The organism is Streptomyces sp. NPDC057616 (assembly GCF_042800575.1).
GTDB lineage: Bacteria > Actinomycetota > Actinomycetes > Streptomycetales > Streptomycetaceae > Streptomyces.
In genome coordinates, this window is record NZ_JBHVGU010000005.1 from 102893 (window position 1) to 125741 (window position 22849).

At 67.5% G+C, this 22849-nt stretch carries 36 protein-coding genes; 33 read left to right on the plus strand and 3 right to left on the minus strand.

All coding sequences use genetic code 11. The features are described 5' to 3' along the window. Positions 1–8: 8 nt before the first annotated feature. From rplC to truA, 30 genes are all read left to right on the plus strand, one after another. Positions 9–653 (plus strand): 50S ribosomal protein L3, encoded by a 645-nt coding sequence (rplC, locus tag ACFU97_RS07520; RefSeq protein WP_062706771.1) that lies wholly within the window; start codon positions 9–11, stop codon positions 651–653. An 8-nt stretch (positions 654–661) separates the two neighbouring features. Next, the gene (rplD, locus tag ACFU97_RS07525) at positions 662–1318 is read left to right on the plus strand and encodes a 50S ribosomal protein L4 (protein ID WP_384252218.1); all 657 of its coding nucleotides are present in this window, start codon (positions 662–664) and stop codon (positions 1316–1318) included. Next, positions 1318–1737 carry a 50S ribosomal protein L23 gene (gene rplW, locus ACFU97_RS07530; protein WP_384252220.1) on the plus strand — a complete coding sequence of 140 codons (420 nt, stop codon included), beginning with the start codon at positions 1318–1320 and terminating at the stop codon, positions 1735–1737. The genes rplD and rplW overlap by 1 nt, the downstream gene beginning before the upstream one ends. A 38-nt stretch (positions 1738–1775) precedes the next feature. After that, on the plus strand, positions 1776–2612 hold the full coding sequence (gene rplB / locus ACFU97_RS07535) for a 50S ribosomal protein L2 (RefSeq protein WP_016434624.1): 837 nt from the start codon (positions 1776–1778) through the stop codon (positions 2610–2612). A gap of 12 nt (positions 2613–2624) precedes the next feature. After that, complete coding sequence (gene rpsS / locus ACFU97_RS07540; protein WP_016434625.1) at positions 2625–2906, plus strand: 30S ribosomal protein S19; 282 nt, start codon at positions 2625–2627, stop codon at positions 2904–2906. A gap of 44 nt (positions 2907–2950) precedes the next feature. Then, a complete protein-coding gene (rplV, locus tag ACFU97_RS07545; protein ID WP_003974262.1) occupies positions 2951–3298 on the plus strand; it encodes a 50S ribosomal protein L22 in 348 nt (115 codons plus the stop codon). Beyond that, the gene (rpsC, locus tag ACFU97_RS07550; protein WP_003998826.1) at positions 3298–4119 is read left to right on the plus strand and encodes a 30S ribosomal protein S3; all 822 of its coding nucleotides are present in this window, start codon (positions 3298–3300) and stop codon (positions 4117–4119) included. The genes rplV and rpsC overlap by 1 nt, the downstream gene beginning before the upstream one ends. A 5-nt stretch (positions 4120–4124) precedes the next feature. After that, entirely contained in the window at positions 4125–4544 is a 420-nt protein-coding gene (rplP, locus tag ACFU97_RS07555; RefSeq protein WP_007494765.1) for a 50S ribosomal protein L16, read from the plus strand. Beyond that, complete coding sequence (gene rpmC, locus ACFU97_RS07560) at positions 4544–4768, plus strand: 50S ribosomal protein L29 (RefSeq protein ID WP_003974259.1); 225 nt, start codon at positions 4544–4546, stop codon at positions 4766–4768. The genes rplP and rpmC overlap by 1 nt, the downstream gene beginning before the upstream one ends. Next, complete coding sequence (gene rpsQ / locus ACFU97_RS07565; RefSeq protein ID WP_016434628.1) at positions 4768–5055, plus strand: 30S ribosomal protein S17; 288 nt, start codon at positions 4768–4770, stop codon at positions 5053–5055. The genes rpmC and rpsQ overlap by 1 nt, the downstream gene beginning before the upstream one ends. A gap of 99 nt (positions 5056–5154) precedes the next feature. Then, on the plus strand, positions 5155–5523 hold the full coding sequence (rplN, locus tag ACFU97_RS07570) for a 50S ribosomal protein L14 (RefSeq protein ID WP_003998823.1): 369 nt from the start codon (positions 5155–5157) through the stop codon (positions 5521–5523). Positions 5524–5525: 2 nt separating this feature from the next. Continuing rightward, positions 5526–5849, plus strand: a complete 324-nt coding sequence (rplX, locus tag ACFU97_RS07575; RefSeq protein WP_018543913.1) for a 50S ribosomal protein L24 — start codon at positions 5526–5528, stop codon at positions 5847–5849. Then, positions 5849–6406, plus strand: a complete 558-nt coding sequence (rplE, locus tag ACFU97_RS07580; RefSeq protein WP_007494758.1) for a 50S ribosomal protein L5 — start codon at positions 5849–5851, stop codon at positions 6404–6406. Before rplX ends, rplE begins: the two co-directional genes overlap by 1 nt. Positions 6407–6411: 5 nt before the next feature. Then, the gene (locus ACFU97_RS07585) at positions 6412–6597 is read left to right on the plus strand and encodes a type Z 30S ribosomal protein S14 (RefSeq protein ID WP_003948630.1); all 186 of its coding nucleotides are present in this window, start codon (positions 6412–6414) and stop codon (positions 6595–6597) included. 213 nt (positions 6598–6810) lie between these two features. Continuing rightward, complete coding sequence (rpsH, locus tag ACFU97_RS07590; protein WP_030046382.1) at positions 6811–7209, plus strand: 30S ribosomal protein S8; 399 nt, start codon at positions 6811–6813, stop codon at positions 7207–7209. A 24-nt stretch (positions 7210–7233) separates the two neighbouring features. Next, positions 7234–7773: a 50S ribosomal protein L6 gene (gene rplF, locus ACFU97_RS07595; protein WP_384252224.1), complete on the plus strand. Its 540-nt coding sequence runs from the start codon at positions 7234–7236 to the stop codon at positions 7771–7773. Positions 7774–7776: 3 nt separating this feature from the next. Next, a complete protein-coding gene (gene rplR / locus ACFU97_RS07600) occupies positions 7777–8160 on the plus strand; it encodes a 50S ribosomal protein L18 (protein ID WP_071373345.1) in 384 nt (127 codons plus the stop codon). 36 nt (positions 8161–8196) lie between these two features. Next, positions 8197–8802, plus strand: a complete 606-nt coding sequence (gene rpsE / locus ACFU97_RS07605; RefSeq protein WP_108014598.1) for a 30S ribosomal protein S5 — start codon at positions 8197–8199, stop codon at positions 8800–8802. 2 nt (positions 8803–8804) lie between these two features. Next, positions 8805–8987: a 50S ribosomal protein L30 gene (gene rpmD, locus ACFU97_RS07610; protein WP_009190145.1), complete on the plus strand. Its 183-nt coding sequence runs from the start codon at positions 8805–8807 to the stop codon at positions 8985–8987. Positions 8988–8989: 2 nt separating this feature from the next. Next, positions 8990–9445 carry a 50S ribosomal protein L15 gene (gene rplO, locus ACFU97_RS07615; protein ID WP_110629829.1) on the plus strand — a complete coding sequence of 152 codons (456 nt, stop codon included), beginning with the start codon at positions 8990–8992 and terminating at the stop codon, positions 9443–9445. Between the two features lie 190 nt (positions 9446–9635). Continuing rightward, positions 9636–10949, plus strand: a complete 1314-nt coding sequence (gene secY, locus ACFU97_RS07620; RefSeq protein ID WP_384252228.1) for a preprotein translocase subunit SecY — start codon at positions 9636–9638, stop codon at positions 10947–10949. Further along, complete coding sequence (locus ACFU97_RS07625) at positions 10949–11611, plus strand: adenylate kinase (protein ID WP_384252230.1); 663 nt, start codon at positions 10949–10951, stop codon at positions 11609–11611. Before secY ends, ACFU97_RS07625 begins: the two co-directional genes overlap by 1 nt. A gap of 97 nt (positions 11612–11708) precedes the next feature. Further along, the gene (map, locus tag ACFU97_RS07630; protein WP_384252232.1) at positions 11709–12545 is read left to right on the plus strand and encodes a type I methionyl aminopeptidase; all 837 of its coding nucleotides are present in this window, start codon (positions 11709–11711) and stop codon (positions 12543–12545) included. A gap of 260 nt (positions 12546–12805) precedes the next feature. Beyond that, positions 12806–13027, plus strand: coding sequence for a translation initiation factor IF-1 (gene infA / locus ACFU97_RS07635; protein WP_003948620.1), 222 nt, complete (start codon positions 12806–12808; stop codon positions 13025–13027). A 59-nt stretch (positions 13028–13086) separates the two neighbouring features. Then, the gene (gene rpmJ / locus ACFU97_RS07640; protein ID WP_003974245.1) at positions 13087–13200 is read left to right on the plus strand and encodes a 50S ribosomal protein L36; all 114 of its coding nucleotides are present in this window, start codon (positions 13087–13089) and stop codon (positions 13198–13200) included. 194 nt (positions 13201–13394) lie between these two features. Further along, the gene (rpsM, locus tag ACFU97_RS07645) at positions 13395–13775 is read left to right on the plus strand and encodes a 30S ribosomal protein S13 (RefSeq protein WP_020135802.1); all 381 of its coding nucleotides are present in this window, start codon (positions 13395–13397) and stop codon (positions 13773–13775) included. Positions 13776–13845: 70 nt separating this feature from the next. Further along, entirely contained in the window at positions 13846–14250 is a 405-nt protein-coding gene (gene rpsK / locus ACFU97_RS07650) for a 30S ribosomal protein S11 (RefSeq protein WP_003956432.1), read from the plus strand. 125 nt (positions 14251–14375) lie between these two features. Continuing rightward, a complete protein-coding gene (locus ACFU97_RS07655) occupies positions 14376–15398 on the plus strand; it encodes a DNA-directed RNA polymerase subunit alpha (RefSeq protein WP_003966937.1) in 1023 nt (340 codons plus the stop codon). Between the two features lie 115 nt (positions 15399–15513). After that, positions 15514–16014 (plus strand): 50S ribosomal protein L17, encoded by a 501-nt coding sequence (gene rplQ, locus ACFU97_RS07660; protein ID WP_384252235.1) that lies wholly within the window; start codon positions 15514–15516, stop codon positions 16012–16014. 88 nt (positions 16015–16102) lie between these two features. Beyond that, positions 16103–16957, plus strand: coding sequence for a tRNA pseudouridine(38-40) synthase TruA (truA, locus tag ACFU97_RS07665; RefSeq protein ID WP_384252238.1), 855 nt, complete (start codon positions 16103–16105; stop codon positions 16955–16957). Between the two features lie 4 nt (positions 16958–16961). Here the strand turns inward: truA and ACFU97_RS07670 are convergent, their stop codons facing one another. Next, the gene (locus ACFU97_RS07670) at positions 16962–17843 is read right to left on the minus strand and encodes a hypothetical protein (protein ID WP_384252240.1); all 882 of its coding nucleotides are present in this window, start codon (positions 17841–17843) and stop codon (positions 16962–16964) included. 333 nt (positions 17844–18176) lie between these two features. Between ACFU97_RS07670 and rplM the strand changes: the two genes are divergently transcribed. The 3 genes from rplM (at position 18177) to glmM (ending at position 20695) form a co-directional block, all read left to right on the plus strand. Then, the gene (gene rplM / locus ACFU97_RS07675; RefSeq protein ID WP_016434642.1) at positions 18177–18620 is read left to right on the plus strand and encodes a 50S ribosomal protein L13; all 444 of its coding nucleotides are present in this window, start codon (positions 18177–18179) and stop codon (positions 18618–18620) included. 42 nt (positions 18621–18662) lie between these two features. Then, positions 18663–19184, plus strand: a complete 522-nt coding sequence (gene rpsI / locus ACFU97_RS07680; RefSeq protein ID WP_384252243.1) for a 30S ribosomal protein S9 — start codon at positions 18663–18665, stop codon at positions 19182–19184. Positions 19185–19336: 152 nt separating this feature from the next. Next, positions 19337–20695 (plus strand): phosphoglucosamine mutase, encoded by a 1359-nt coding sequence (glmM, locus tag ACFU97_RS07685; RefSeq protein WP_384252245.1) that lies wholly within the window; start codon positions 19337–19339, stop codon positions 20693–20695. Positions 20696–20777: 82 nt separating this feature from the next. Here the strand turns inward: glmM and ACFU97_RS07690 are convergent, their stop codons facing one another. Then, entirely contained in the window at positions 20778–21707 is a 930-nt protein-coding gene (locus ACFU97_RS07690; protein WP_384252247.1) for a DUF389 domain-containing protein, read from the minus strand. A gap of 16 nt (positions 21708–21723) precedes the next feature. Further along, a complete protein-coding gene (gene coaA / locus ACFU97_RS07695; RefSeq protein ID WP_384252249.1) occupies positions 21724–22692 on the minus strand; it encodes a type I pantothenate kinase in 969 nt (322 codons plus the stop codon). Between the last annotated feature and the right edge of the window lie 157 nt (positions 22693–22849).

The following is a 22849-nucleotide window of genomic DNA, read 5'->3' on the forward strand; positions in this document are numbered from 1 at the left end:
ATCTGAGAATGGCTAAGCAGATCAAGGGCATCCTGGGCGAGAAGCTCGGCATGACGCAGGTGTGGGACGAGAACAACCGTGTTGTTCCGGTCACCGTCGTCAAGGCCGGCCCCAACGTCGTCACCCAGGTGCGTACCAACGACGTCGACGGCTACGAGTCGGTCCAGATCGCCTTCGGCGAGATCGACCCGCGCAAGGTGAACAAGCCCCTCAAGGGTCACTTCGCGAAGGCCGACGTCACCCCCCGTCGCCACCTCGTCGAGATCCGTACGGCTGACGCCTCCGAGTACACGCTCGGCCAGGAAGTCACCGCCGAGGTCTTCGAGGCGGGCGTCAAGGTCGACGTCACCGGCAAGAGCAAGGGCAAGGGCTTCGCCGGTGTCATGAAGCGTCACAACTTCAAGGGCCTCGGCGCCGGTCACGGCACCCAGCGCAAGCACCGCTCTCCCGGTTCCATCGGTGGCTGCGCCACCCCGGGCCGTGTGTTCAAGGGCCTCCGCATGGCGGGTCGCATGGGCAACGAGCGGGTCACCACCCAGAACCTGACCGTCCACGCCGTTGACGCGGAGAAGGGTCTGCTGCTCATCAAGGGCGCGGTTCCCGGTCCGAACGGCGGCCTCGTCCTGGTCCGCACCGCGGCCAAGGGGGCCTGAGGTAACCGATGAGCACTGTTGACATCCTTTCGCCGGCGGGCGAGAAGGCCGGTTCCGTCGAGCTCCCCGCGGAGATCTTCGACGTCGAGAAGGTCAGCATCCCGCTGATCCACCAGGTCGTCGTCGCGCAGCTGGCCGCCGCCCGTCAGGGCACGCACAAGGTCAAGACCCGTGGCGAGGTCCGTGGTGGTGGCAAGAAGCCGTACCGCCAGAAGGGCACCGGCCGCGCCCGTCAGGGTTCGACCCGCGCCCCGCAGTTCGCCGGTGGTGGCGTCGTGCACGGTCCCGTGCCGCGCGACTACTCGCAGCGGACGCCCAAGAAGATGAAGGCCGCCGCGCTGCGTCACGCCCTCACCGACCGGGCCCGCCACAACCGCATCCACGTCGTCTCCGGCGTGATCGCGGGCGAGACCCCCTCCACCAAGGCCGCCAAGACGCTGTTCGGCAAGATCTCGGAGCGCAAGAACCTGCTCCTGGTCGTCGACCGCGCCGACGAGGCCGCGTGGCTGTCCGCCCGCAACCTGCCCCAGGTCCACATCCTGGAGCCGGGCCAGCTGAACACGTACGACGTTCTCGTCTCGGACGACGTGGTCTTCACCCAGGCCGCTTTCGAGTCCTTCGTGTCTGGCCCCAAGGCCGCTGACACCGAAGGGAGCGAGGCCTGATGGCTACGCGTCACCCGAGCATTGCCTCGAAGGCCGCCAAGGCCGCCAAGGCCGCGCGCGTCGCCAAGGCGCGCCGCCACGAGGCCGAGGGCAAGAACACCGTCGAGACCCCGCTGAGCAAGTCGTACACGGACCCCCGTGACGTGCTGCTCAAGCCGGTCGTCTCCGAGAAGAGCTACGCGCTTCTCGACGAGAACAAGTACACGTTCATCGTCGACCCGAGTGCCAACAAGACCCAGATCAAGCAGGCCGTCCAGGCGGTCTTCTCGGTCAAGGTCACCGGGGTCAACACGATCAACCGCCAGGGCAAGCGCAAGCGGACCCGCACGGGCTTCGGCCAGCGTGCCGCCACCAAGCGCGCGATCGTGACCCTCGCCGAGGGCGACCGTATCGACATCTTCGGCGGTCCGACCGCGTAAGCGGGTCGGATCGTCCGATATCGGACGAGGACTGAGAAATGGGAATCCGCAAGTACAAGCCGACTACGCCGGGCCGTCGTGGTTCCAGCGTCGCCGACTTCGTCGAGGTCACGCGGTCCACGCCGGAGAAGTCGCTGGTCCGTCCCCTGCACAGCAAGGGCGGCCGTAACAATTCCGGTCGTGTGACCGTCCGCCACCAGGGCGGTGGCCACAAGCGCGCCTACCGCGTGATCGACTTCCGTCGTCACGACAAGGACGGCGTGCCGGCGAAGGTCGCGCACATCGAGTACGACCCCAACCGCACCGCGCGCATCGCGCTGCTCCACTACGCGGACGGCGAGAAGCGCTACATCCTGGCGCCGCGGGGCCTGAACCAGGGCGACCGGATCGAGAACGGTCCCGGCGCCGACATCAAGCCCGGCAACAACCTGGCGCTGCGCAACATCCCGGTCGGTACGACGATCCACTCCGTGGAGCTTCGTCCGGGCGGCGGCGCCAAGTTCGCCCGCTCCGCCGGTGCCTCCGTGCAGCTGCTCGCGAAGGAGGGCTCGATGGCCCACCTCCGCATGCCGTCCGGTGAGATCCGCCTGGTCGACCAGCGCTGCCGCGCCACGGTCGGCGAGGTCGGCAACGCCGAGCAGAGCAACATCAACTGGGGCAAGGCCGGCCGCAAGCGCTGGCTGGGCGTCCGCCCGACCGTTCGCGGTGTGGCGATGAACCCGGTTGACCACCCCCACGGTGGTGGTGAGGGCAAGACCTCCGGTGGTCGCCACCCGGTCAGCCCCTGGGGCCAGAAGGAAGGTCGTACTCGTTCGCCCAAGAAGGCGTCGAACAAGTACATCGTCCGCCGCCGCAAGACGAACAAGAAGCGCTAGGAGCGGGTTTAGATGCCGCGCAGTCTCAAGAAGGGGCCCTTCGTCGACGACCACCTGATCAAGAAGGTGGAAGTCCAGAACGAAGCCGGCACCAAGAACGTCATCAAGACCTGGTCCCGTCGCTCGATGATCGTCCCGGCCATGCTCGGCCACACGATCGCGGTGCACAACGGCAAGACCCACATCCCGGTGTTCGTCACCGAGTCGATGGTCGGCCACAAGCTCGGCGAGTTCTCGCCGACGCGCACCTTCCGGGGTCACGTCAAGGACGACCGGAAGTCGAAGCGCCGCTAGCAGCGGATCGCATTCAGACACGTAAGTAACTGAGAGGGACAACCATGGAAGCCAGGGCCCAGGCGCGGTACATCCGCGTTACGCCCATGAAGGCCCGCCGCGTGGTGGACCTTATCCGTGGCATGGACGCCACGGAGGCTCAGGCTGTTCTGCGATTCGCTCCGCAGGCAGCCTCCGTGCCCGTCGGCAAGGTGCTGGACAGCGCCATTGCCAACGCCGCGCACAACTACGACCACACCGACGCCGACAGCCTCTTCATCTCCGAGGCGTACGTCGACGAGGGCCCGACCCTGAAGCGGTTCCGGCCGCGCGCCCAGGGCCGTGCCTACCGGATCCGCAAGCGGACCAGCCACATCACCGTGGTCGTCAGCAGCAAGGAAGGAACCCGGTAATGGGCCAGAAGGTAAACCCGCACGGGTTCCGGCTCGGTGTCACGACCGACTTCAAGTCGCGTTGGTACGCCGACAAGCTGTACAAGGACTACGTCAAGGAAGACGTCGCCATCCGTCGGATGATGACGTCCGGCATGGAGCGCGCCGGTATCTCGAAGGTGGAGATCGAGCGTACCCGTGACCGCGTGCGTGTGGACATCCACACCGCTCGTCCGGGCATCGTCATCGGCCGCCGTGGCGCCGAGGCCGACCGCATCCGCGGTGACCTCGAGAAGCTCACGGGCAAGCAGGTCCAGCTGAACATCCTCGAGGTCAAGAACCCCGAGACGGACGCTCAGCTGGTTGCTCAGGCCGTTGCCGAGCAGCTCTCCTCCCGCGTCTCCTTCCGCCGCGCCATGCGTAAGAGCATGCAGTCGGCGATGAAGGCCGGCGCCAAGGGCATCAAGATCCAGTGCGGCGGCCGCCTCGGTGGCGCCGAGATGTCCCGCTCGGAGTTCTACCGCGAGGGCCGCGTGCCCCTGCACACGCTCCGCGCGAACGTGGACTACGGCTTCTTCGAGGCCAAGACGACCTTCGGCCGCATCGGCGTGAAGGTCTGGATCTACAAGGGCGACGTCAAGAACATCGCCGAGGTCCGCGCCGAGAACGCTGCGGCCCGTGCGGGTAACCGCCCGGCCCGTGGTGGTGCCGACCGCCCGGCCCGTGGTGGCCGTGGTGGCGAGCGGCGCGGTCGCAAGCCGCAGCAGGCTGCCGGCGCCGAGGCCCCCAAGGCCGAGGCTCCCGCGTCCGCTCCGGCTGAGAGCACCGGAACGGAGGCCTGACCGACATGCTGATCCCCCGTAGGGTCAAGCACCGCAAGCAGCACCACCCGGGACGCAGCGGCGCTGCCAAGGGTGGCACGACGGTTGCGTTCGGCGAGTACGGCATCCAGGCGCTCACCCCGGCGTACGTGACGAACCGTCAGATCGAGGCCGCTCGTATCGCCATGACGCGTCACATCAAGCGTGGTGGCAAGGTCTGGATCAACATCTACCCGGACCGTCCCCTCACCAAGAAGCCTGCCGAGACCCGCATGGGTTCCGGTAAGGGTTCGCCGGAGTGGTGGATCGCCAACGTCAAGCCCGGACGCGTGATGTTCGAGCTGTCGTACCCCAACGAGAAGATCGCCCGTGAGGCGCTGACCCGTGCGGCCCACAAGCTGCCGATGAAGTGCCGGATCGTCAAGCGCGAGGCAGGTGAAGCGTGATGTCGGCCGGTACCAAGGCGTCCGAGCTGCGCGAGCTGGGCAACGAGGAGCTTCTGGCGAAGCTCCGCGAGGCCAAGGAAGAGCTGTTCAACCTCCGCTTCCAGGCGGCGACGGGTCAGCTCGAGAACCACGGTCGGCTCAAGGCCGTCCGCAAGGACATCGCGCGGATCTACACCCTGATGCGTGAGCGCGAGCTGGGCATCGAGACGGTGGAGAGCGCCTGATGAGCGAGAGCAACGTGACTGAAGAGACGAAGGCCGCGCGCGGCTTCCGCAAGACCCGTGAGGGTCTGGTCGTCAGCGACAAGATGGACAAGACCGTCGTCGTCGCCGTCGAGGACCGCGTCAAGCACGCGCTGTACGGCAAGGTCATCCGCCGTACGAACAAGCTCAAGGCGCACGACGAGCAGAACGCCGCGGGTGTCGGCGACCGTGTCCTCCTCGCGGAGACCCGGCCGCTGTCCGCCACGAAGCGGTGGCGCGTCGTGGAGATCCTCGAGAAGGCCAAGTAATTCTCCTGCGGGGCATCCCTCGCAGGACAGTTCCGCCAGGCTCCGGGGGCCGTTCGCCGAACGGCCCCCGGGGAACCGGCAGACAAACAGGAGATAGACGTGATCCAGCAGGAGTCGCGACTTCGTGTCGCCGACAACACTGGTGCGAAGGAGATCCTTTGCATCCGTGTGCTCGGTGGCTCCGGTCGCCGCTACGCGGGCATCGGTGACGTCATCGTCGCCACCGTCAAGGACGCGATCCCCGGTGGCAACGTGAAGAAGGGTGACGTCGTCAAGGCGGTCATCGTTCGCACCGTCAAGGAGCGCCGCCGTCCGGACGGCTCGTACATCCGCTTCGACGAGAACGCCGCCGTCATTCTGAAGAACGACGGCGACCCTCGTGGCACCCGCATCTTCGGCCCGGTCGGCCGGGAGCTGCGCGAGAAGAAGTTCATGAAGATCATCTCGCTCGCGCCGGAGGTGCTGTAAGCATGAAGATCAAGAAGGGCGACCTGGTCCAGGTCATCACCGGCAAGGACAAGGGCAAGCAGGGCAAGGTCATTGCCGCTTACCCGCGCGACGAGCGCGTCCTGGTCGAGGGTGTCAACCGGGTCAAGAAGCACACCAAGGCCGGCCCGACCGCCAGCGGTTCGCAGGCCGGCGGCATCGTGACCACCGAGGCCCCGATCCACGTGTCCAACGTTCAGCTGGTCGTGGAGAAGGACGGCAACAAGGTCGTCACGCGCGTCGGTTACCGCTTCGACGACGAGGGCAACAAGATCCGCGTTGCCAAGCGGACGGGTGAGGACATCTGATGGCTACCACCACCACTCCGCGTCTCAAGACGAAGTACCGCGAGGAGATCGCGGGCAAGCTGCGTGACGAGTTCAAGTACGAGAACGTCATGCAGATCCCCGGCCTCGTCAAGATCGTGGTCAACATGGGTGTCGGCGACGCCGCCCGTGACTCGAAGCTGATCGAGGGCGCGATCCGCGACCTGACCACCATCACCGGTCAGAAGCCGGCCGTCACCAAGGCCCGCAAGTCCATCGCGCAGTTCAAGCTGCGTGAGGGCCAGCCGATCGGTGCCCACGTCACGCTCCGTGGCGACCGCATGTGGGAGTTCCTGGACCGCACCCTGTCGCTCGCGCTCCCGCGCATCCGCGACTTCCGTGGTCTGTCCCCCAAGCAGTTCGACGGCCGTGGCAACTACACCTTCGGTCTCACGGAGCAGGTCATGTTCCACGAGATCGACCAGGACAAGATCGACCGCGTCCGGGGTATGGACATCACCGTGGTGACCACGGCGACCAACGACGCTGAGGGCCGTGCGCTCCTTCGTCACCTCGGCTTCCCCTTCAAGGAGGCGTGAGCGAGATGGCGAAGAAGGCTCTGATCGCGAAGGCTGCTCGCAAGCCCAAGTTCGGCGTGCGTGGCTACACGCGCTGCCAGCGCTGCGGCCGTCCCCACTCCGTGTACCGCAAGTTCGGCCTGTGCCGCGTGTGCCTTCGTGAGATGGCTCACCGTGGCGAGCTGCCGGGCGTGACCAAGAGCTCCTGGTAATCCCCCTTTTAGGGATTCCAAGGGCTCTCGGTAAGCAATGGGCGTGTCAGGCGCCCTCCCTTCCATGGCTTAGGCTTGGAGGGTTGGGCGCCTGACGGTCGCCCGTACGACTTACTACGCCGTAGGTCCACCGCGCCGCACCCGTCCCGTCTCGGATCGGGGAGAGGGATGGCGCATCAGGAAACCCCGGCGAGAGAGGCCGAAGGCCAATTCATGACCATGACTGATCCGATCGCAGACATGCTTACGCGTCTGCGGAACGCGAACTCGGCATACCACGACTCCGTGACGATGCCGGCATCGAAGATCAAGTCGCACATCGCGGAGATCCTCCAGCAGGAGGGCTTCATCACGGGCTGGCGTGTCGAGGACGCCGAGGTCGGCAAGAACCTCGTCCTCGAGCTGAAGTTCGGCCCGAACCGTGAGCGCTCCATCGCGGGCATCAAGCGGATCTCCAAGCCCGGTCTCCGGGTGTACGCGAAGTCCACCAACCTGCCGAAGGTGCTCGGCGGCCTCGGCGTGGCGATCATCTCCACGTCGCACGGGCTCCTCACCGACAAGCAGGCCGGCAAGAAGGGCGTGGGTGGGGAAGTCCTCGCCTACGTCTGGTAGCGGAAGGGAACGGAGGAAACAGCTATGTCGCGTATTGGCAAGCTCCCCATCACGGTTCCCGCCGGCGTGGACGTCACCATCGACGGCCGTACGGTCTCGGTCAAGGGCCCCAAGGGCACGCTGACCCACACCGTCGTGGCGCCGATCGACATCGCCAAGGGTGAGGACGGCGTCCTGAACGTCACCCGCCCCAACGACGAGCGTCAGAACAAGGCCCTGCACGGCCTGTCCCGCACGCTGGTGGCGAACATGATCACCGGCGTGACCCAGGGTTACGTGAAGAAGCTCGAGATCAGCGGTGTCGGTTACCGCGTGACGGCCAAGGGTTCGAACCTCGAGTTCGCTCTCGGCTACAGCCACCCGATCACCGTCGAGGCCCCCGAGGGCATCACCTTCAAGGTGGAGGCCCCCACCCGGTTCTCGGTCGAGGGCATCGACAAGCAGAAGGTCGGCGAGGTTGCGGCCAACATCCGCAAGCTGCGCAAGCCCGACCCGTACAAGGCCAAGGGCGTCAAGTACGAGGGCGAAGTCATCCGCCGCAAGGTCGGAAAGGCGGGTAAGTAAGCCATGGCATACGGGCAGAAGATCCTCAAGGGCGACGCCTACAAGCGCGCCGCGATCAAGCGCCGTCACATCCGGATCCGCAAGAACCTTTCCGGTACGGCGGAGCGTCCCCGTCTGGTCGTGACCCGCTCCAACCGCCACATCGTGGCGCAGGTGATCGACGACCTGAAGGGCCACACCCTGGCTTCGGCGTCCACGCTGGACACGTCGATCCGCGGTGGCGAGGGCGACAAGTCCGCGCAGGCCAAGCAGGTCGGCGCCCTGGTCGCCGAGCGTGCCAAGGCCGCCGGTGTCGAGGCCGTCGTGTTCGACCGTGGTGGCAACCAGTACGCCGGGCGCATCGCCGCCCTGGCGGACGCCGCCCGCGAGGCCGGGCTCAAGTTCTGAGCCGCTTGTAGCTAGCGGAAAGAGAGAGGTAATCCAATGGCTGGACCCCAGCGCCGCGGAAGCGGTGCCGGTGGCGGCGAGCGGCGGGACCGGAAGGGCCGTGACGGCGGCGCTGCTGCCGCCGAGAAGACCGCGTACGTTGAGCGCGTCGTCGCGATCAACCGCGTCGCCAAGGTTGTGAAGGGTGGTCGTCGCTTCAGCTTCACCGCGCTGGTCGTGGTGGGCGACGGTGACGGCACCGTGGGTGTCGGTTACGGCAAGGCCAAGGAGGTGCCGGCCGCCATCGCCAAGGGCGTTGAGGAGGCCAAGAAGCACTTCTTCAAGGTCCCGCGTATCCAGGGCACCATCCCGCACCCGATCCAGGGTGAGAAGGCTGCCGGCGTCGTGCTGCTCAAGCCCGCGTCCCCCGGTACCGGTGTTATCGCCGGTGGTCCGGTGCGCGCCGTGCTCGAGTGCGCCGGCATCCACGACATCCTGTCGAAGTCGCTCGGCTCCGACAACGCGATCAACATCGTGCACGCGACCGTGGCGGCCCTGAAGGGCCTGCAGCGTCCCGAGGAGGTCGCGGCCCGCCGTGGCCTGCCGCTCGAGGACGTTGCCCCCGCGGCTCTGCTGCGTGCGCGTGCGGGAGCGGGTGCGTAATCATGGCGCAGCTCAAGATCACGCAGACGAAGTCGTACATCGGCAGCAAGCAGAACCACCGTGACACCCTGCGTTCCCTGGGCCTCAAGCGCCTGGGTGACGTGGTCGTCAAGGAGGACCGCCCCGAGTTCCGCGGCATGGTGCACACCGTCCGCCACCTCGTGACGGTCGAGGAGGTCGACTGATCATGGCGGAGAACAACCCGCTCAAGATCCACAACCTCCGTCCCGCCCCGGGCGCCAAGACCGCCAAGACCCGTGTCGGTCGTGGTGAGGCGTCGAAGGGTAAGACGGCCGGTCGTGGTACCAAGGGCACGAAGGCCCGCTACCAGGTTCCGGAGCGCTTCGAGGGTGGGCAGATGCCCCTCCACATGCGTCTCCCGAAGCTGAAGGGCTTCAAGAACCCGTTCAAGACCGAGTACCAGGTCGTGAACCTCGACAAGCTGGCCGCGCTCTACCCCGAGGGTGGCGAGGTCACCGTCGAGGGTCTGGTGGCCAAGGGCGCCGTTCGCAAGAACGCGCTCGTCAAGGTCCTCGGCCAGGGCGAGATCTCCGTGGCGCTGCAGGTGACGGTCGACGCCGTCTCCGGCTCCGCCAAGGAGAAGATCACCGCCGCCGGCGGTACCGTCACCGAGCTCGTCTGAGTCACTCAGGCGACCACTCGATGACCTGAACGATCCCGACCGGGGATATCCCACCAAGGGGTATCCCCGGTTGGTCGTTCCACGGGAAGCTGTGCCGCCGGTAAGGTAGCCAGCACTGTTCTTCTTTGTATCCGTCGAACCTCAAGACCGTCACCCTTGACGCAGTTGCGCGGGGGTCGCAGGAGGCACCGTGCTCACCGCGTTCGCCCGGGCGTTCAGGACGCCCGACCTGCGCAAGAAGCTGCTCTTCACGCTCGGCATCATCGTGGTGTACCGGGTCGGTACCCACATCCCGATCCCCGGCGTCAACTACCAGGCCGTCCAGAGCTGTGTCGATCAGGCGTCCGGCAACCAGGGCCTGTTCGGTCTGGTCAACATGTTCAGCGGCGGCGCGCTGCTGCAGATCACGGTCTTCGCGCTCGGCATCATGCCGTACATCACGGCGAGCATCATTCTCCAGCTGCTGACCGTGGTGATCCCGCGTCTGGAAGCCCTCAAGAAGGAGGGCTCGGCCGGTACGGCGAAGATCACGCAGTACACCCGATACCTCACGGTGGCGCTCGCCATCCTGCAGGGCACCGGCCTGGTGGCCACCGCCCGCAGCGGCGCCCTCTTCTCCGGCTGCACGGTCGCTTCCAGCATCGTCCCGGACCAGGCGATCTTCACCACCATCACCATGGTCGTCTGCATGACCGCCGGTACGGCCGTCGTCATGTGGCTCGGCGAGCTGATCACCGACCGCGGTATCGGCAACGGCATGTCGATCCTGATGTTCATCTCGATCGCCGCCACCTTCCCGTCCGCGCTGTGGGCCATCAAGAAGCAGGGCACCCTGGCCGGCGGCTGGATCGAGTTCGGCACCGTCATCCTCGTCGGCCTGGTCATGGTCGGTCTGGTGGTCTTCGTCGAGCAGGCGCAGCGGCGCATTCCGGTGCAGTACGCGAAGCGCATGATCGGCCGCCGTTCCTACGGCGGCACGTCGACCTACATCCCGCTGAAGGTCAACCAGGCGGGTGTGATTCCCGTCATCTTCGCGTCGTCACTGCTCTACATCCCGGCTCTGGTCGCTCAGTTCTCCGGGAGCAAGGCGGGCTGGAAGACCTGGGTCGAGCAGAACCTGACCAAGGGCGACCACCCGATTTACCTGGTCAGCTACTTCTTGCTGATCGTTTTCTTCGCGTTCTTCTATGTGGCGATCTCCTTCAACCCCGAAGAAGTCGCCGACAACATGAAGAAGTATGGTGGCTTCATCCCGGGCATCCGGGCTGGCCGACCGACCGCTGAGTACCTCAGCTACGTACTCAACCGGATCACCTGGCCGGGTTCGCTGTATTTGGGGCTGATCGCTCTCGTACCAACGATGGCGTTGGTCGGGTTCGGGGCATCCGGTAACTTCCCCTTCGGCGGGACGAGCATCCTGATCATCGTGGGTGTGGGTCTTGAGACGGTGAAGCAGATCGAGAGCCAGCTCCAGCAGCGCAATTACGAAGGGTTCCTCCGCTGATGCGAATCGTCCTCGTCGGGCCGCCGGGTGCTGGGAAGGGCACCCAGGCCACGCGCCTTGCAGGGAAGCTCTCGATCCCGCACATCTCCACGGGCGATCTGTTCCGAGCGAACATCAGCCGGCAGACGGAGCTCGGGAAGCTCGCGAAGTCCTACATGGACGCCGGCAACCTCGTCCCCGACGAGGTCACCATCGCGATGGCCAAGGACCGCATGGAGCAGCCGGACGCGGAGAACGGCTTCCTGCTCGACGGTTTCCCGCGCAACGTCTCGCAGGCCGAGGCGCTCGACGAGCTGCTCAAGACCGAGGGCATCAAGCTGGACGCCGTGCTCGACCTCGAGGTCCCCGAGGAGGAGGTCGTCAAGCGGATCGCCGGCCGGCGCATCTGCCGCAACGACTCGGCGCACGTGTTCCACGTGACGTACAGCCCCGCGAAGAAGGACGGCGTCTGCGACGTCTGCGGCGGGGAGCTCTACCAGCGCGACGACGACTCCGAGGAGACCGTCCGCAAGCGGCTCGAGGTCTACCACACGCAGACCGAGCCGATCATCGACTACTACAAGACGCAGGGCCTGGTCGTCACGATCTCGTCCCTGGGTCCGGTGGACGAGGTCACGCAGCGGGCGCTGGAAGCACTCAAGCGCGAGGACGACGGCAAGTAGTCGTCCGCCTGTTACGGCCGTGGCACCCGAAGGGGCGCCACGGCCGTAGTGTTGTGTTGGTAACCGGTAGCCGAAGTGACGGAGAGCGCAGGACCCCATGGTGCAGATCAAGAGCCCCGAGCAGATCGCCAAGATGCGTGAGGCGGGGCTGGTCGTCGCCGCCATTCACGCGGCGACCCGTGAGGCGGCGGTGCCCGGCGCCTCCACGAAGGACCTGGACCAGGTCGCGCGCAAGGTCCTCGCCGAGCACAACGCCAAGCCCAACTTCCTCGGTTACGGCGGTTTCCCCGCGACGATCTGCACCTCCGTCAACGAGGTCGTCGTCCACGGCATCCCGTCCGACGACGTCGTCCTGAAGGACGGCGACGTCATCTCGATCGACTGCGGCGCGATCATCGACGGCTGGCACGGCGACGCGGCGTACACCGCCTTCGTCGGCTCCGGCCACGCCCCCGAACTGATCGAGCTCTCCCGGGTCACCGAGGAGTCGATGTGGGCGGGCATCGCGGCGATGAAGCAGGGCAACCGGCTCGTCGACGTCTCCCGGGCCATCGAGACCTACATCCGCCGCCAGCCGAAGCCGGGCGGCGGCAAGTACGGGATCATCGAGGACTACGGCGGCCACGGCATCGGCACCGAGATGCACATGGACCCGCACCTGCTGAACTACGTCGACCGCCGCCGCGGCAAGGGCCCCAAGCTGGTCCCCGGCTTCTGCCTGGCGATCGAGCCGATGGTCTCCCTCGGCACCCCGAAGACCGAGGTCCTCTCGGACGACTGGACGGTCATCACCACGGACGGCACCTGGTCCTCCCACTGGGAGCACTCGGTCGCGCTGACGGAGGAGGGCCCCTTGGTCCTCACGTCCCCGGACGGCGGCAAGGCCAAGCTGGCGGAACACGGAATCACCGCCGCTCCGGACCCGCTGGCCTGAGCCGCGAGCACTGGCGCTCCGGGTCCGCCGACGTGGCGCCTACGGCCCGTGGCGGGGTTTTCGCCGTGTGCTACTGCCCGCAGCCGCCGCACGGGGCGAGGGCTTAAAGATCTCCGCGCTGGGGCAGACTTGCTCGATTCGTCTTTCCGGGTGCGCTGACGTAGACTGACTCGTCGGCTCTCGTGCACCCGCATGTCCGCATGCGCCCGTAAGGGAAAGCATCGAGAGTCGATCAAGGTAGTCGATTCGAAGGGCGAAGCGTGGCCAAGAAGCAAGGTGCCATCGAGATCGAGGGCACTGTCGTCGAGTCTCTTCCGAACGCCATGTTCAAGGTCGAGCTCCAGAACGGCCACCAGGTCCTGGCACACATCAGCGGCAAGATGCGTATGCACTACATCCGCATCCTCCCTGACGACCGGGTCGTGGTGGAGTTGTCTCCGTACGACCTGACGCGTGGCCGGATCGTCTACCGCTACAAGTAGATCTTGCCCGCATCCCGCTCCCGCGGGGTGGTGGCACTGACCCGGAGAACCTCAATCCCATGAAGGTCAAGCCGAGCGTCAAGAAGATCTGCGACAAGTGCAGGGTGATCCGCCGTCACGGTCGGGTCATGGTCATCTGCGACAACCCGCGCCACAAGCAGCGCCAGGGCTGACGCACGACCTATCCCTCTGCATCGACATCGCAGAGATTCGCGCGACGCGAGCTGAATATGTTCATACGCAGGACCCGGGCGCCGAAGGTGCCTGACACCCCCGGTTCGGAGGCCGGGGACCCGGTTCGTACCTCGTACGGCGGCCGGGAACCGGTTCTGCGGAAGACCTCCGAAGATCACCAGGAGCCATTGAAGTGGCACGCGTTTCCGGTGTTGACATCCCGCGCGAAAAGCGCGTGGAGGTCGCCCTCACCTACGTGTTCGGCATCGGCCGGACCCTTTCGCAGCAGACGCTGGCGGAGACGGGCATCGACCCGAACACCCGTGTTCGTGACCTGAGCGAAGAGCAGCTCGTCGCGATCCGCGAGTACGTGGACAACAACATCAAGACCGAGGGTGACCTCCGTCGCGAGATCCAGGCCGACATCCGCCGCAAGGTCGAGATCGGCTGCTACCAGGGTCTCCGTCACCGTCGCGGTCTGCCCGTCCGCGGTCAGCGCACCAGCACGAACGCCCGCACCCGCAAGGGCCCGCGTCGCGCCATCGCCGGCAAGAAGAAGCCGGGCAAGAAGTAGTCCTCGGCGGACAACGCTTCATCAGCGGTCTTCGCTGTAGGACCGACCACCTCCCCGTAGGAGTTTGTAGATGCCCCCCAAGGGTCGTCAGGGCGCTGCCAAGAAGGTGCGCCGCAAGGAAAAGAAGAACGTCGCTCACGGCCACGCGCACATCAAGAGCACGTTCAACAACACGATCGTCTCCATCACGGACCCGTCCGGCAACGTGATCTCCTGGGCCTCCGCCGGCCACGTCGGCTTCAAGGGCTCCCGGAAGTCCACGCCGTTCGCCGCGCAGATGGCCGCCGAGTCGGCCGCCCGCCGCGCCCAGGAGCACGGCATGCGCAAGGTCGACGTGTTCGTCAAGGGCCCGGGTTCCGGTCGTGAGACCGCCATCCGCTCCCTGCAGGCCACGGGCCTCGAGGTCGGCTCCATCCAGGACGTCACCCCGACCCCGCACAACGGCTGCCGCCCGCCGAAGCGCCGCCGCGTCTGACGCACGGCTGCTTCGCGCAGGTTCGGTCTCGGGCGGTACGGCTCTGTAAGGGTCGTACCGCCCGTACCCTTGTAGTACCTCAGGGCATCAAATAGTGGGTGCCCCTGAACTGAAGGACTCACTTCATGCTGATCGCTCAGCGTCCCTCGTTGACCGAAGAGGTCGTCGACGAGTTCCGCTCCCGGTTCGTGATCGAGCCGCTGGAGCCGGGCTTCGGCTACACCCTCGGCAACTCGCTCCGCCGCACGCTCCTCTCCTCGATTCCGGGTGCGGCGGTCACGTCCATCCGTATCGACGGTGTCCTGCACGAGTTCACCACCGTGCCGGGCGTCAAGGAGGACGTCACCGACCTGATCCTGAACATCAAGCAGCTGGTCGTCTCCTCGGAGCACGACGAGCCGGTCGTGATGTACCTGCGCAAGCAGGGTCCGGGTCTGGTCACCGCCGCCGACATCGCGCCCCCGGCCGGTGTCGAGGTGCACAACCCCGATCTGGTCCTGGCCACGCTCAACGGCAAGGGCAAGCTGGAGATGGAGCTGACGGTCGAGCGCGGCCGCGGTTACGTCTCCGCCGTGCAGAACAAGCAGGTGGGCCAGGAGATCGGCCGGATCCCGGTCGACTCCATCTACAGCCCCGTGCTGAAGGTCACGTACAAGGTCGAGGCGACCCGTGTCGAGCAGCGCACCGACTTCGACAAGCTGATCGTCGACGTCGAGACCAAGCAGGCCATGCGTCCCCGTGACGCCATGGCGTCGGCCGGTAAGACCCTGGTCGAGCTGTTCGGTCTCGCGCGCGAGCTGAACATCGACGCCGAGGGCATCGACATGGGTCCGTCCCCCACGGACGCCGCCCTGGCCGCCGACCTGGCGCTGCCGATCGAGGAGCTCGAGCTCACCGTTCGGTCGTACAACTGCCTCAAGCGTGAGGGCATCCACTCCGTGGGTGAGCTCGTCGCCCGCTCCGAGGCCGACCTGCTCGACATCCGTAACTTCGGTGCGAAGTCGATCGACGAGGTCAAGGCGAAGCTGGCCGGCATGGGCCTGGCCCTCAAGGACAGCCCGCCCGGATTCGACCCGACCGCCGCCGCCGACGCCTTCGGCGCCGACGACGACGCGGACGCCGGTTTCGTCGAGACCGAGCAGTACTGAGTTTTCCGCTTCCGGGGTCCGCGTCGGTGGGCCCCGGATCTCCGACGGGCAACCGCCCGCTCGGATACTGACCCCGGTACCTGGTACGGCCGGGGCAGACACACAGGAGAAAGAAATGCCGAAGCCCACCAAGGGTGCCCGTCTGGGCGGCAGCGCCGCGCACGAGAAGCTGCTCCTCGCGAACCTCGCGAAGGCGCTCTTCGAGCACGGTCGTATCACCACCACCGAGGCGAAGGCCCGCCGCCTGCGCCCGTACGCCGAGCGTCTGGTCACCAAGGCGAAGAAGGGCGACCTTCACAACCGCCGCCAGGTGCTGCAGGTCATCACGGACAAGAGCGTCGTCCACACGCTCTTCACCGAGATCGGCCCGCGCTACGAGAACCGTCCGGGTGGCTACACCCGCATCACCAAGATCGGTAACCGCCGTGGCGACAACGCGCCCATGGCTGTCATCGAGCTGGTCGAGGCGCTGACGGTCGCGCAGCAGGCCACCGGCGAGGCCGAGGCCGCCACCAAGCGTGCGGTCAAGGAAGACGCCCTGAAGAAGGACGAGGCCGTCGAGGCCACGTCCGACGAGGTCGTCGAGGACGCCGCCGAGGAGTCCAAGGACGCCTGAGCGTTCTGCCGTGCAGTGAACGGGTCCGCCCTCCGGGGCGGGCCCGTTCCACGTTCCGACCAGGACGCAGCGCTGAGAGGATCTACGGGTGAGTGACGAAGTGCAGCCCGGTTACGTCCGTGTCCGTCTCGATCTCGCCTACGACGGGAGCGAGTTCTCGGGATGGGCCAAGCAGGCCGGCGGGCGCCGGACCGTGCAGGGGGAGATCGAGGACGCCCTGCGGACGGTGACCCGGTCGCGGGACACCTACGAGCTGACGGTCGCCGGCCGGACCGACGCCGGGGTGCACGCGCGGGGACAGGTCGCGCACGTGGACCTGCCGGAGGCGGTGTGGCGTGAGCATCACGAGAAGCTGCTGAAGCGGCTCGCCGGACGGCTGTCCCGGGACGTACGGGTGTGGGCCCTGCGGGAGGCGCCCAGCGGTTTCAACGCCCGGTTCTCGGCGGTCTGGCGGCGGTACGCCTACCGGGTCACCGACAACCCCGGCGGGGTCGATCCGCTGCTGCGCGGCCACGTCCTGTGGCACGACTGGCCGCTCGACGTCGACGCCATGAACGAGGCCGCCGAACGGCTGCTGGGGGAGCACGACTTCGCCGCCTACTGCAAGAAGCGGGAGGGCGCGACCACCATCCGCACCCTGCAGCGGCTGAGCCTGGTGCGCGGGGACGACGGGATCATCACCGCGACCGTGCGGGCCGACGCCTTCTGCCACAACATGGTGCGCTCGCTGATCGGCGCGCTGCTGTTCGTGGGGGACGGGCACCGCACGCCGGACTGGCCGGGCAAGGTGCTCGCCGCCGGCGTACGGGATTCGGCCGTCCATGTCGTACGGCCGCACGGGCTGACGCTGGAGGAGGTCGGCTACCCGGCGGACGCGCTGCTCGCCGCGCGCAGCAAGGAGGCGCGCAACAAGCGGTCGCTGCCGGGTGCCGGGTGCTGCTGATCCGCTAGCCGGCCGCCGCGGCCGAGGCCTGGGCCTCGCCACGCCTGCGGATCTGGCGGAAGGTGAACTCGGCCAGGTCGTCGCCGGCCTTGAACGCCTGGGTGTCCGTCTTGGTGACGTCCTTGCCGCTGGTGAAGCCGGTGGTGGTGAAGTAGGCGTAGCGGCCGTAGGAGTTGGTCGTCGTGCGGCAGGTCGCGGAGTTGCAGAAGGGCTTGACGCCCTTGCCGGCGAGCGCCTGCACGAGGCTCTTGTTGTCGGCCTGGCCCTTGGCCTTGGTGGCCTGCGCCTCGCTGTCGAAGACGGCCACGCCGACGGTCACCGCGACGCCGCCCTTGGTGTAGGTCACCCGCAGCAGGCGCGTGCACTTGTCGGCCGTCAGGACCTTCGGGAGGCTTCCCCCGGCGGCCGAGGCGCAGTTCTTGGTGTCGGCCGTCGCGCCCTTCTTGTACACGGTCGAGCCCATGGTCAGCTGCGTGCCCGGGAAGAGGGTCTCCGCGCTGAGCGGCGCCGTGTCCTTGGCCTTGCTGGAGATGAACTCCTTCGGATCCAGCGGGGGCGGCGCGCTGGTCGGCGCGAACGACGGGGCCGTCGCGCTGCTGCTCGGGATGGAGCCGCTGGCCGGCACGTTGCTCGGGTTGCCGGACGCCTTGTCGCTGCCGTTCGCCGACACCACGGCCATGGCGACGGCGGTGCCTATCGCCACGGTGGCGACCACGCCGCCGCCGATGAACAGCAGCCGGCGCCTCTTGTTGCGCGTCTCCGACGCCTGCGCGAGCGCCGCCCAGTCCGGAGTCTGGCTGTCCCCGCCGCTGTTCCACGGCTGCTGGGAGTTTGGTTTCCAGGGGTCCCACTGGGACGGGGGTCCCCCCTGCTGCCCATAGCTCATGGGGCGCATCTTAGACGGGGGGCGAGAGGTGCCGGTGTGCCTCCGGCGGGCTGCCCGGGGACCTTTCCGGCACTGGCGTACATTGCGGCCGGACGGGCGTGCCGACCGGTTCGGCCGGGCTCGTTTTGACCCTTCCGGGTGCACACCGGTATCCTGCTTCTTCGTTGTGTATTGGCTTGCTCATTCTCACGGGACGGGCCCTTACACCGGTCCACCGGGCCGATGACCAGCGACCCCACTACGCGGTATGCGTCGCCGCCGTGCGGTCCAGGCTGTCGTGATCGTTTCGGTGACCTGTTCAGGACCATTCACTCGAAGCGAAGGCTACGAACCGTGCGTACGTACAGCCCCAAGCCCGGCGATGTGACGCGCCAGTGGCATGTCATCGACGCTCAGGACGTTGTCCTGGGTCGTCTCGCCACCACCGCCGCGTCCCTCCTGCGGGGCAAGCACAAGCCGATCTACGCCCCTCACGTCGACACCGGTGACTTCGTCATCATCATCAACGCCGACAAGGTGCACCTGTCCGGCAACAAGCGGACCCAGAAGATGGCGTACCGCCACTCCGGCTACCCGGGTGGTCTGCGCTCCGTCCGTTACGACGAGCTGCTCGACAAGAACCCCGAGAAGGCCATCGAGAAGGCCGTCAAGGGCATGCTCCCCAAGAACTCCCTGGGCCGTCAGATGCTCACCAAGCTGAAGGTCTACTCGGGCGACCAGCACCCGCACGCTGCCCAGCAGCCGGTGCCGTTCGAGATCACCCAGGTCGCGCAGTAAGTCCGGCCACCCCCTAAGACTGAAGAGAATCTGAGGAGCATCGTGGCCGAGACCACCGTCGAGACGCCCGTCGAGGGCGAAGAGATCGTCGACATCGAGAGCTACACCACCGAGTCCGACGTGCCCGTCGAGGGCGAGTACACGTCGGAGTCCATGGCGTCCCGCTTCGGCGACCCGCAGCCGGCCGCCGGCCTGGGCCGTCGCAAGAACGCCATCGCCCGCGTCCGGATCGTCCCGGGCACCGGCAAGTGGAAGATCAACGGTCGCACCCTTGAGGACTACTTCCCCAACAAGGTGCACCAGCAGGAAGTCAACGAGCCCTTCAAGGTGCTCGAGCTCGAGGGCCGTTACGACGTCATCGCCCGCATCGCGGGTGGCGGCGTCTCGGGTCAGGCCGGTGCGCTCCGTCTCGGTGTCGCCCGTGCGCTGAACGAGGCCGACGTCGACAACAACCGCGGCCCGCTCAAGAAGGCCGGCTTCCTCAAGCGCGACGACCGTGCGGTCGAGCGCAAGAAGGCCGGTCTCAAGAAGGCCCGCAAGGCCCCGCAGTACAGCAAGCGCTAATCGCGTCCGCTGTCTTCGCAACAATCGCCCCGGCCGCACGGATTGTGCCGCCGGGGCGGTTCGTTTACACAACCCCTACCGTCCCCGGACAGTCTCAGGGGATGTACTTGGGAGTGAGCCGCACTCTCTTCAGCAATTCGGAGGACACCACAGTGGGACGACTCTTCGGCACGGACGGCGTGCGCGGCGTCGCCAATGCGGACCTGACGGCGGAGATGGCGCTCGGCCTCTCCGTGGCCGCGGCGCACGTACTCGCCGAGGCGGGCACCTTCGAGGGCCACCGGCCGACGGCGGTCGTCGGACGGGATCCGCGCGCGTCCGGGGAGTTCCTGGAGGCCGCCGTGGTCGCGGGCCTGGCCAGTGCCGGCGTGGACGTCCTGCGGGTGGGCGTGCTGCCGACGCCCGCTGTGGCGTACCTCACCGGTGCGCTCGGCGCGGACCTCGGCGTGATGCTCTCCGCGAGCCACAACGCCATGCCCGACAACGGCATCAAGTTCTTCGCCCGCGGCGGCCACAAGCTCGCCGACGAGCTCGAGGACCGGATCGAGTCGGTGTACGAGTCGCACCGTCACGGCGAGCCCTGGCAGCGGCCCACGGGTTCGGGCGTGGGGCGGGTGCGCTCGTACGACGAGGGCTTCGACCAGTACGTCGCCCACCTCATCGGCGTGCTGCCGAACCGTCTCGACGGGCTGAAGATCGTCCTCGACGAGGCGCACGGCGCGGCCGCGCGGGTCTCGCCGGAGGCGTTCTCGCGGGCCGGCGCCGAGGTGATCACGATCGGTGCCGAGCCGGACGGGCTCAACATCAACGACGGCTGCGGCTCGACCCATCTGGACAAGCTGAAGGCCGCCGTCGTCGAGCACGGCGCCCACCTCGGCATCGCGCACGACGGTGACGCGGACCGGTGCCTGGCCGTGGACCACACCGGCGCGGAGATCGACGGCGACCAGATCCTGGCCGTCCTGGCGCTGGCCATGCGGGAGCGTTCCGCGCTGCGCTCGGACACGGTGGTCGCGACGGTCATGTCCAACCTGGGTTTCAAGCTCGCGCTGGAGCGCGAGGGGCTCCACCTGATCCAGACGGCGGTCGGCGACCGGTACGTGCTGGAGGAGATGAAGGAGCACGGGTACGCGCTCGGCGGCGAGCAGTCCGGGCACGTGATCATCCTCGACCACGCGACCACCGGTGACGGCACGCTGACCGGGCTGCTGCTGGCGGCGCGGGTCGCCGAGACCGGCCGTACGCTGCGGGATCTGGCGGGGGTCATGGAGCGGCTGCCGCAGGTGCTGATCAATGTGCCGGACGTGGACAGGTCGCGGGTGAAGACCTCCGCCGAGCTGGCCACGGCGGTGACCGAGGCGGAGCGTGAACTCGGCTCCACCGGGCGGGTGTTGCTGCGGCCTTCGGGCACCGAGCCGCTGGTGCGGGTCATGGTCGAGGCGGCGGACATCGATCAGGCGCGGTCGGTCGCGGGACGGCTCGCCGACGTGGTGAAGTCCGCGCTCGGCTAGTTCGGCGGGCCGGGTTCGGGGTGGGGTGAACTGCGCCTCGCGGGCGGCGGGTTCGTGGCCTGTAGCGCAGTTCTCCGCGTCCCTAGGACGCCTGGCGCTGGCGTTTCCAGAAGAACTTCTGGGCGAGGAGCGTGCCGACTCCCGCGAGGACGATGCCCAGCAGGTTCAGCAGGAGCTGGTTCGTCGAGCCGATCGTCTGGGAGGTGTCGCCGTAGGCGAGGGCCACGGCGGCGTTGGCGGCGGCCGGAACGGTCGTCACCGAGATGGCGACCCCCACCAGAGCGCCCGACTTGGCGGAGGTCAGCGAGAGCGTGCCCGCGATGCCGGCCAGGACGGCCACGATGAACGAGAAGGCGTCGGGCGCGTACACGAACGCCGTGTTGGGGCGCGTGCCTTCGAGATCGGACTCGTGGAAGAGCCCGACGCCGTCCATGAACAGGGTGAAGCCGACCGTCACCAGCATCGCCACGGCGAAGCCCACCAGCAGCGCGATCAAGGAGCGCAGCGCGAGCCGCGGATGACGCTGCACCACGGACGTGCTGATGCCCACCAGCGGGCCGAACTCCGGGCCCACGGCCATCGCGCCGACGATCAGGATCGCGTTGTCGAGCACGACACCGCAGGCCGCGATCATCGTGGCCAGCGTGATGAAGGCGACGTAGGTGACCGACAGGGTCGACTCCTCGTGCGTCGCTTCCGTCAGCCCCTCCCACAGCACCGCGTCCGCGCCCTCGCCGGGGGCGTCCTTCTCGGCCCTGTCGGCCCGCAGGGACAGGCTCAGATCGATGTTGTCGACGGCGATCGAGCCCTCTTCGCGCAGGCCCAACGCCCGCAGCTCGCCGATGAGTTCGTCGCCGGCCTCGCGCGCGACGTCGCACAGCACGAGGTCGCCCGCGGGGTCGCGGGCGGCACCGGGCAGCACGACCAGATGCGCGGTGCCGACGGTCCGCTCGAGCAGGCGGACCACGTCGTCGGTCGTGCCGGACGGCGTGATCAGGCGCAGATGCAGCATGGGGGCAGGCTAGCGGTCACAGTTTGCGCAGGCTGAGCCGCTGCACCTTGTGGTCCGGGCCCTTGCGCAGGACCAGGGTGGCCCGGCCGCGGGTGGGCGCGATGTTCTCCACCAGGTTGGGCTTGTTGATGGTGCGCCACATCGTGCGGGCGTAGTCGAGTGCCTCGTCCTCGGAGACCTGCGTGTACTTGCGGAAGTACGAGGACGGGTTCTGGAAGGCCGTCTCGCGCAGCTTGCGGAAGCGGTTGAGGTACCAGCGCTCGATGTCCTCGGTGCGGGCGTCGACGTAGACGCTGAAGTCGAAGTAGTCGGCGAGGCCGACGCGGGTGCGGCCGTCCTTGCCGGGGAGCGCGGGCTGCAGGACGTTCAGGCCCTCGACGATGAGGATGTCGGGGCGGCGGACCGAGAGCTTGCGGTCCGGGACGATGTCGTAGATCAGGTGTGAGTAGACGGGGGCCGTCACCTCGTCCTTGCCGGCCTTGATGTCGGCGACGAAGCGGGTGAGGGCGCGGCGGTCGTAGGACTCGGGGAAGCCCTTGCGCGACATCAGGCCGCGGGCCTGGAGCTCCTTGGTGGGCAGCAGGAAGCCGTCCGTGGTCACCAGCTCCACGCGCGGGTGCTCGGGCCAGCGGGAGAGCAGGGCGCGCAGGAGGCGGGCGACGGTGGACTTGCCCACGGCCACCGAACCGGCGACCCCTATGACGAAGGGGGTGCCGGACTGGGAGCCCTGCTCGCCGAGGAAGGTGTTCAGGGCGCCCCGCAGGCCGTCCGTGGCGCCGACGTACAGGTTGAGCAGCCGGGACAGCGGGAGGTAGATGTCCCGCACCTCGTCGAGGTCGATCACGTCGCCGAGGCCGCGCAGCTTCTCGACCTCCTCGGCGGTGAGCGGCAGCGGCGTCTTCTCGCGCAGCGCGCTCCACTCGGCTCGGGTGAGGTCGACGTAGGGAGTCGCCTCCGGCCTGGACCGGTGGGCGCTCCGGGGCATCGGGGAGACCGGAGAGATCACATTCCATTGTTAACGGAGTTTGAACGGCTCGGCGGGTGGGCTGTGTCACGTTGGCCGGACGCTGTCGTACGACGGTGGGAATTTCCGATTTCGGGCACGCAGCGCCTCTTTTCGGCGGCCGGCGGACCGTAGGCTG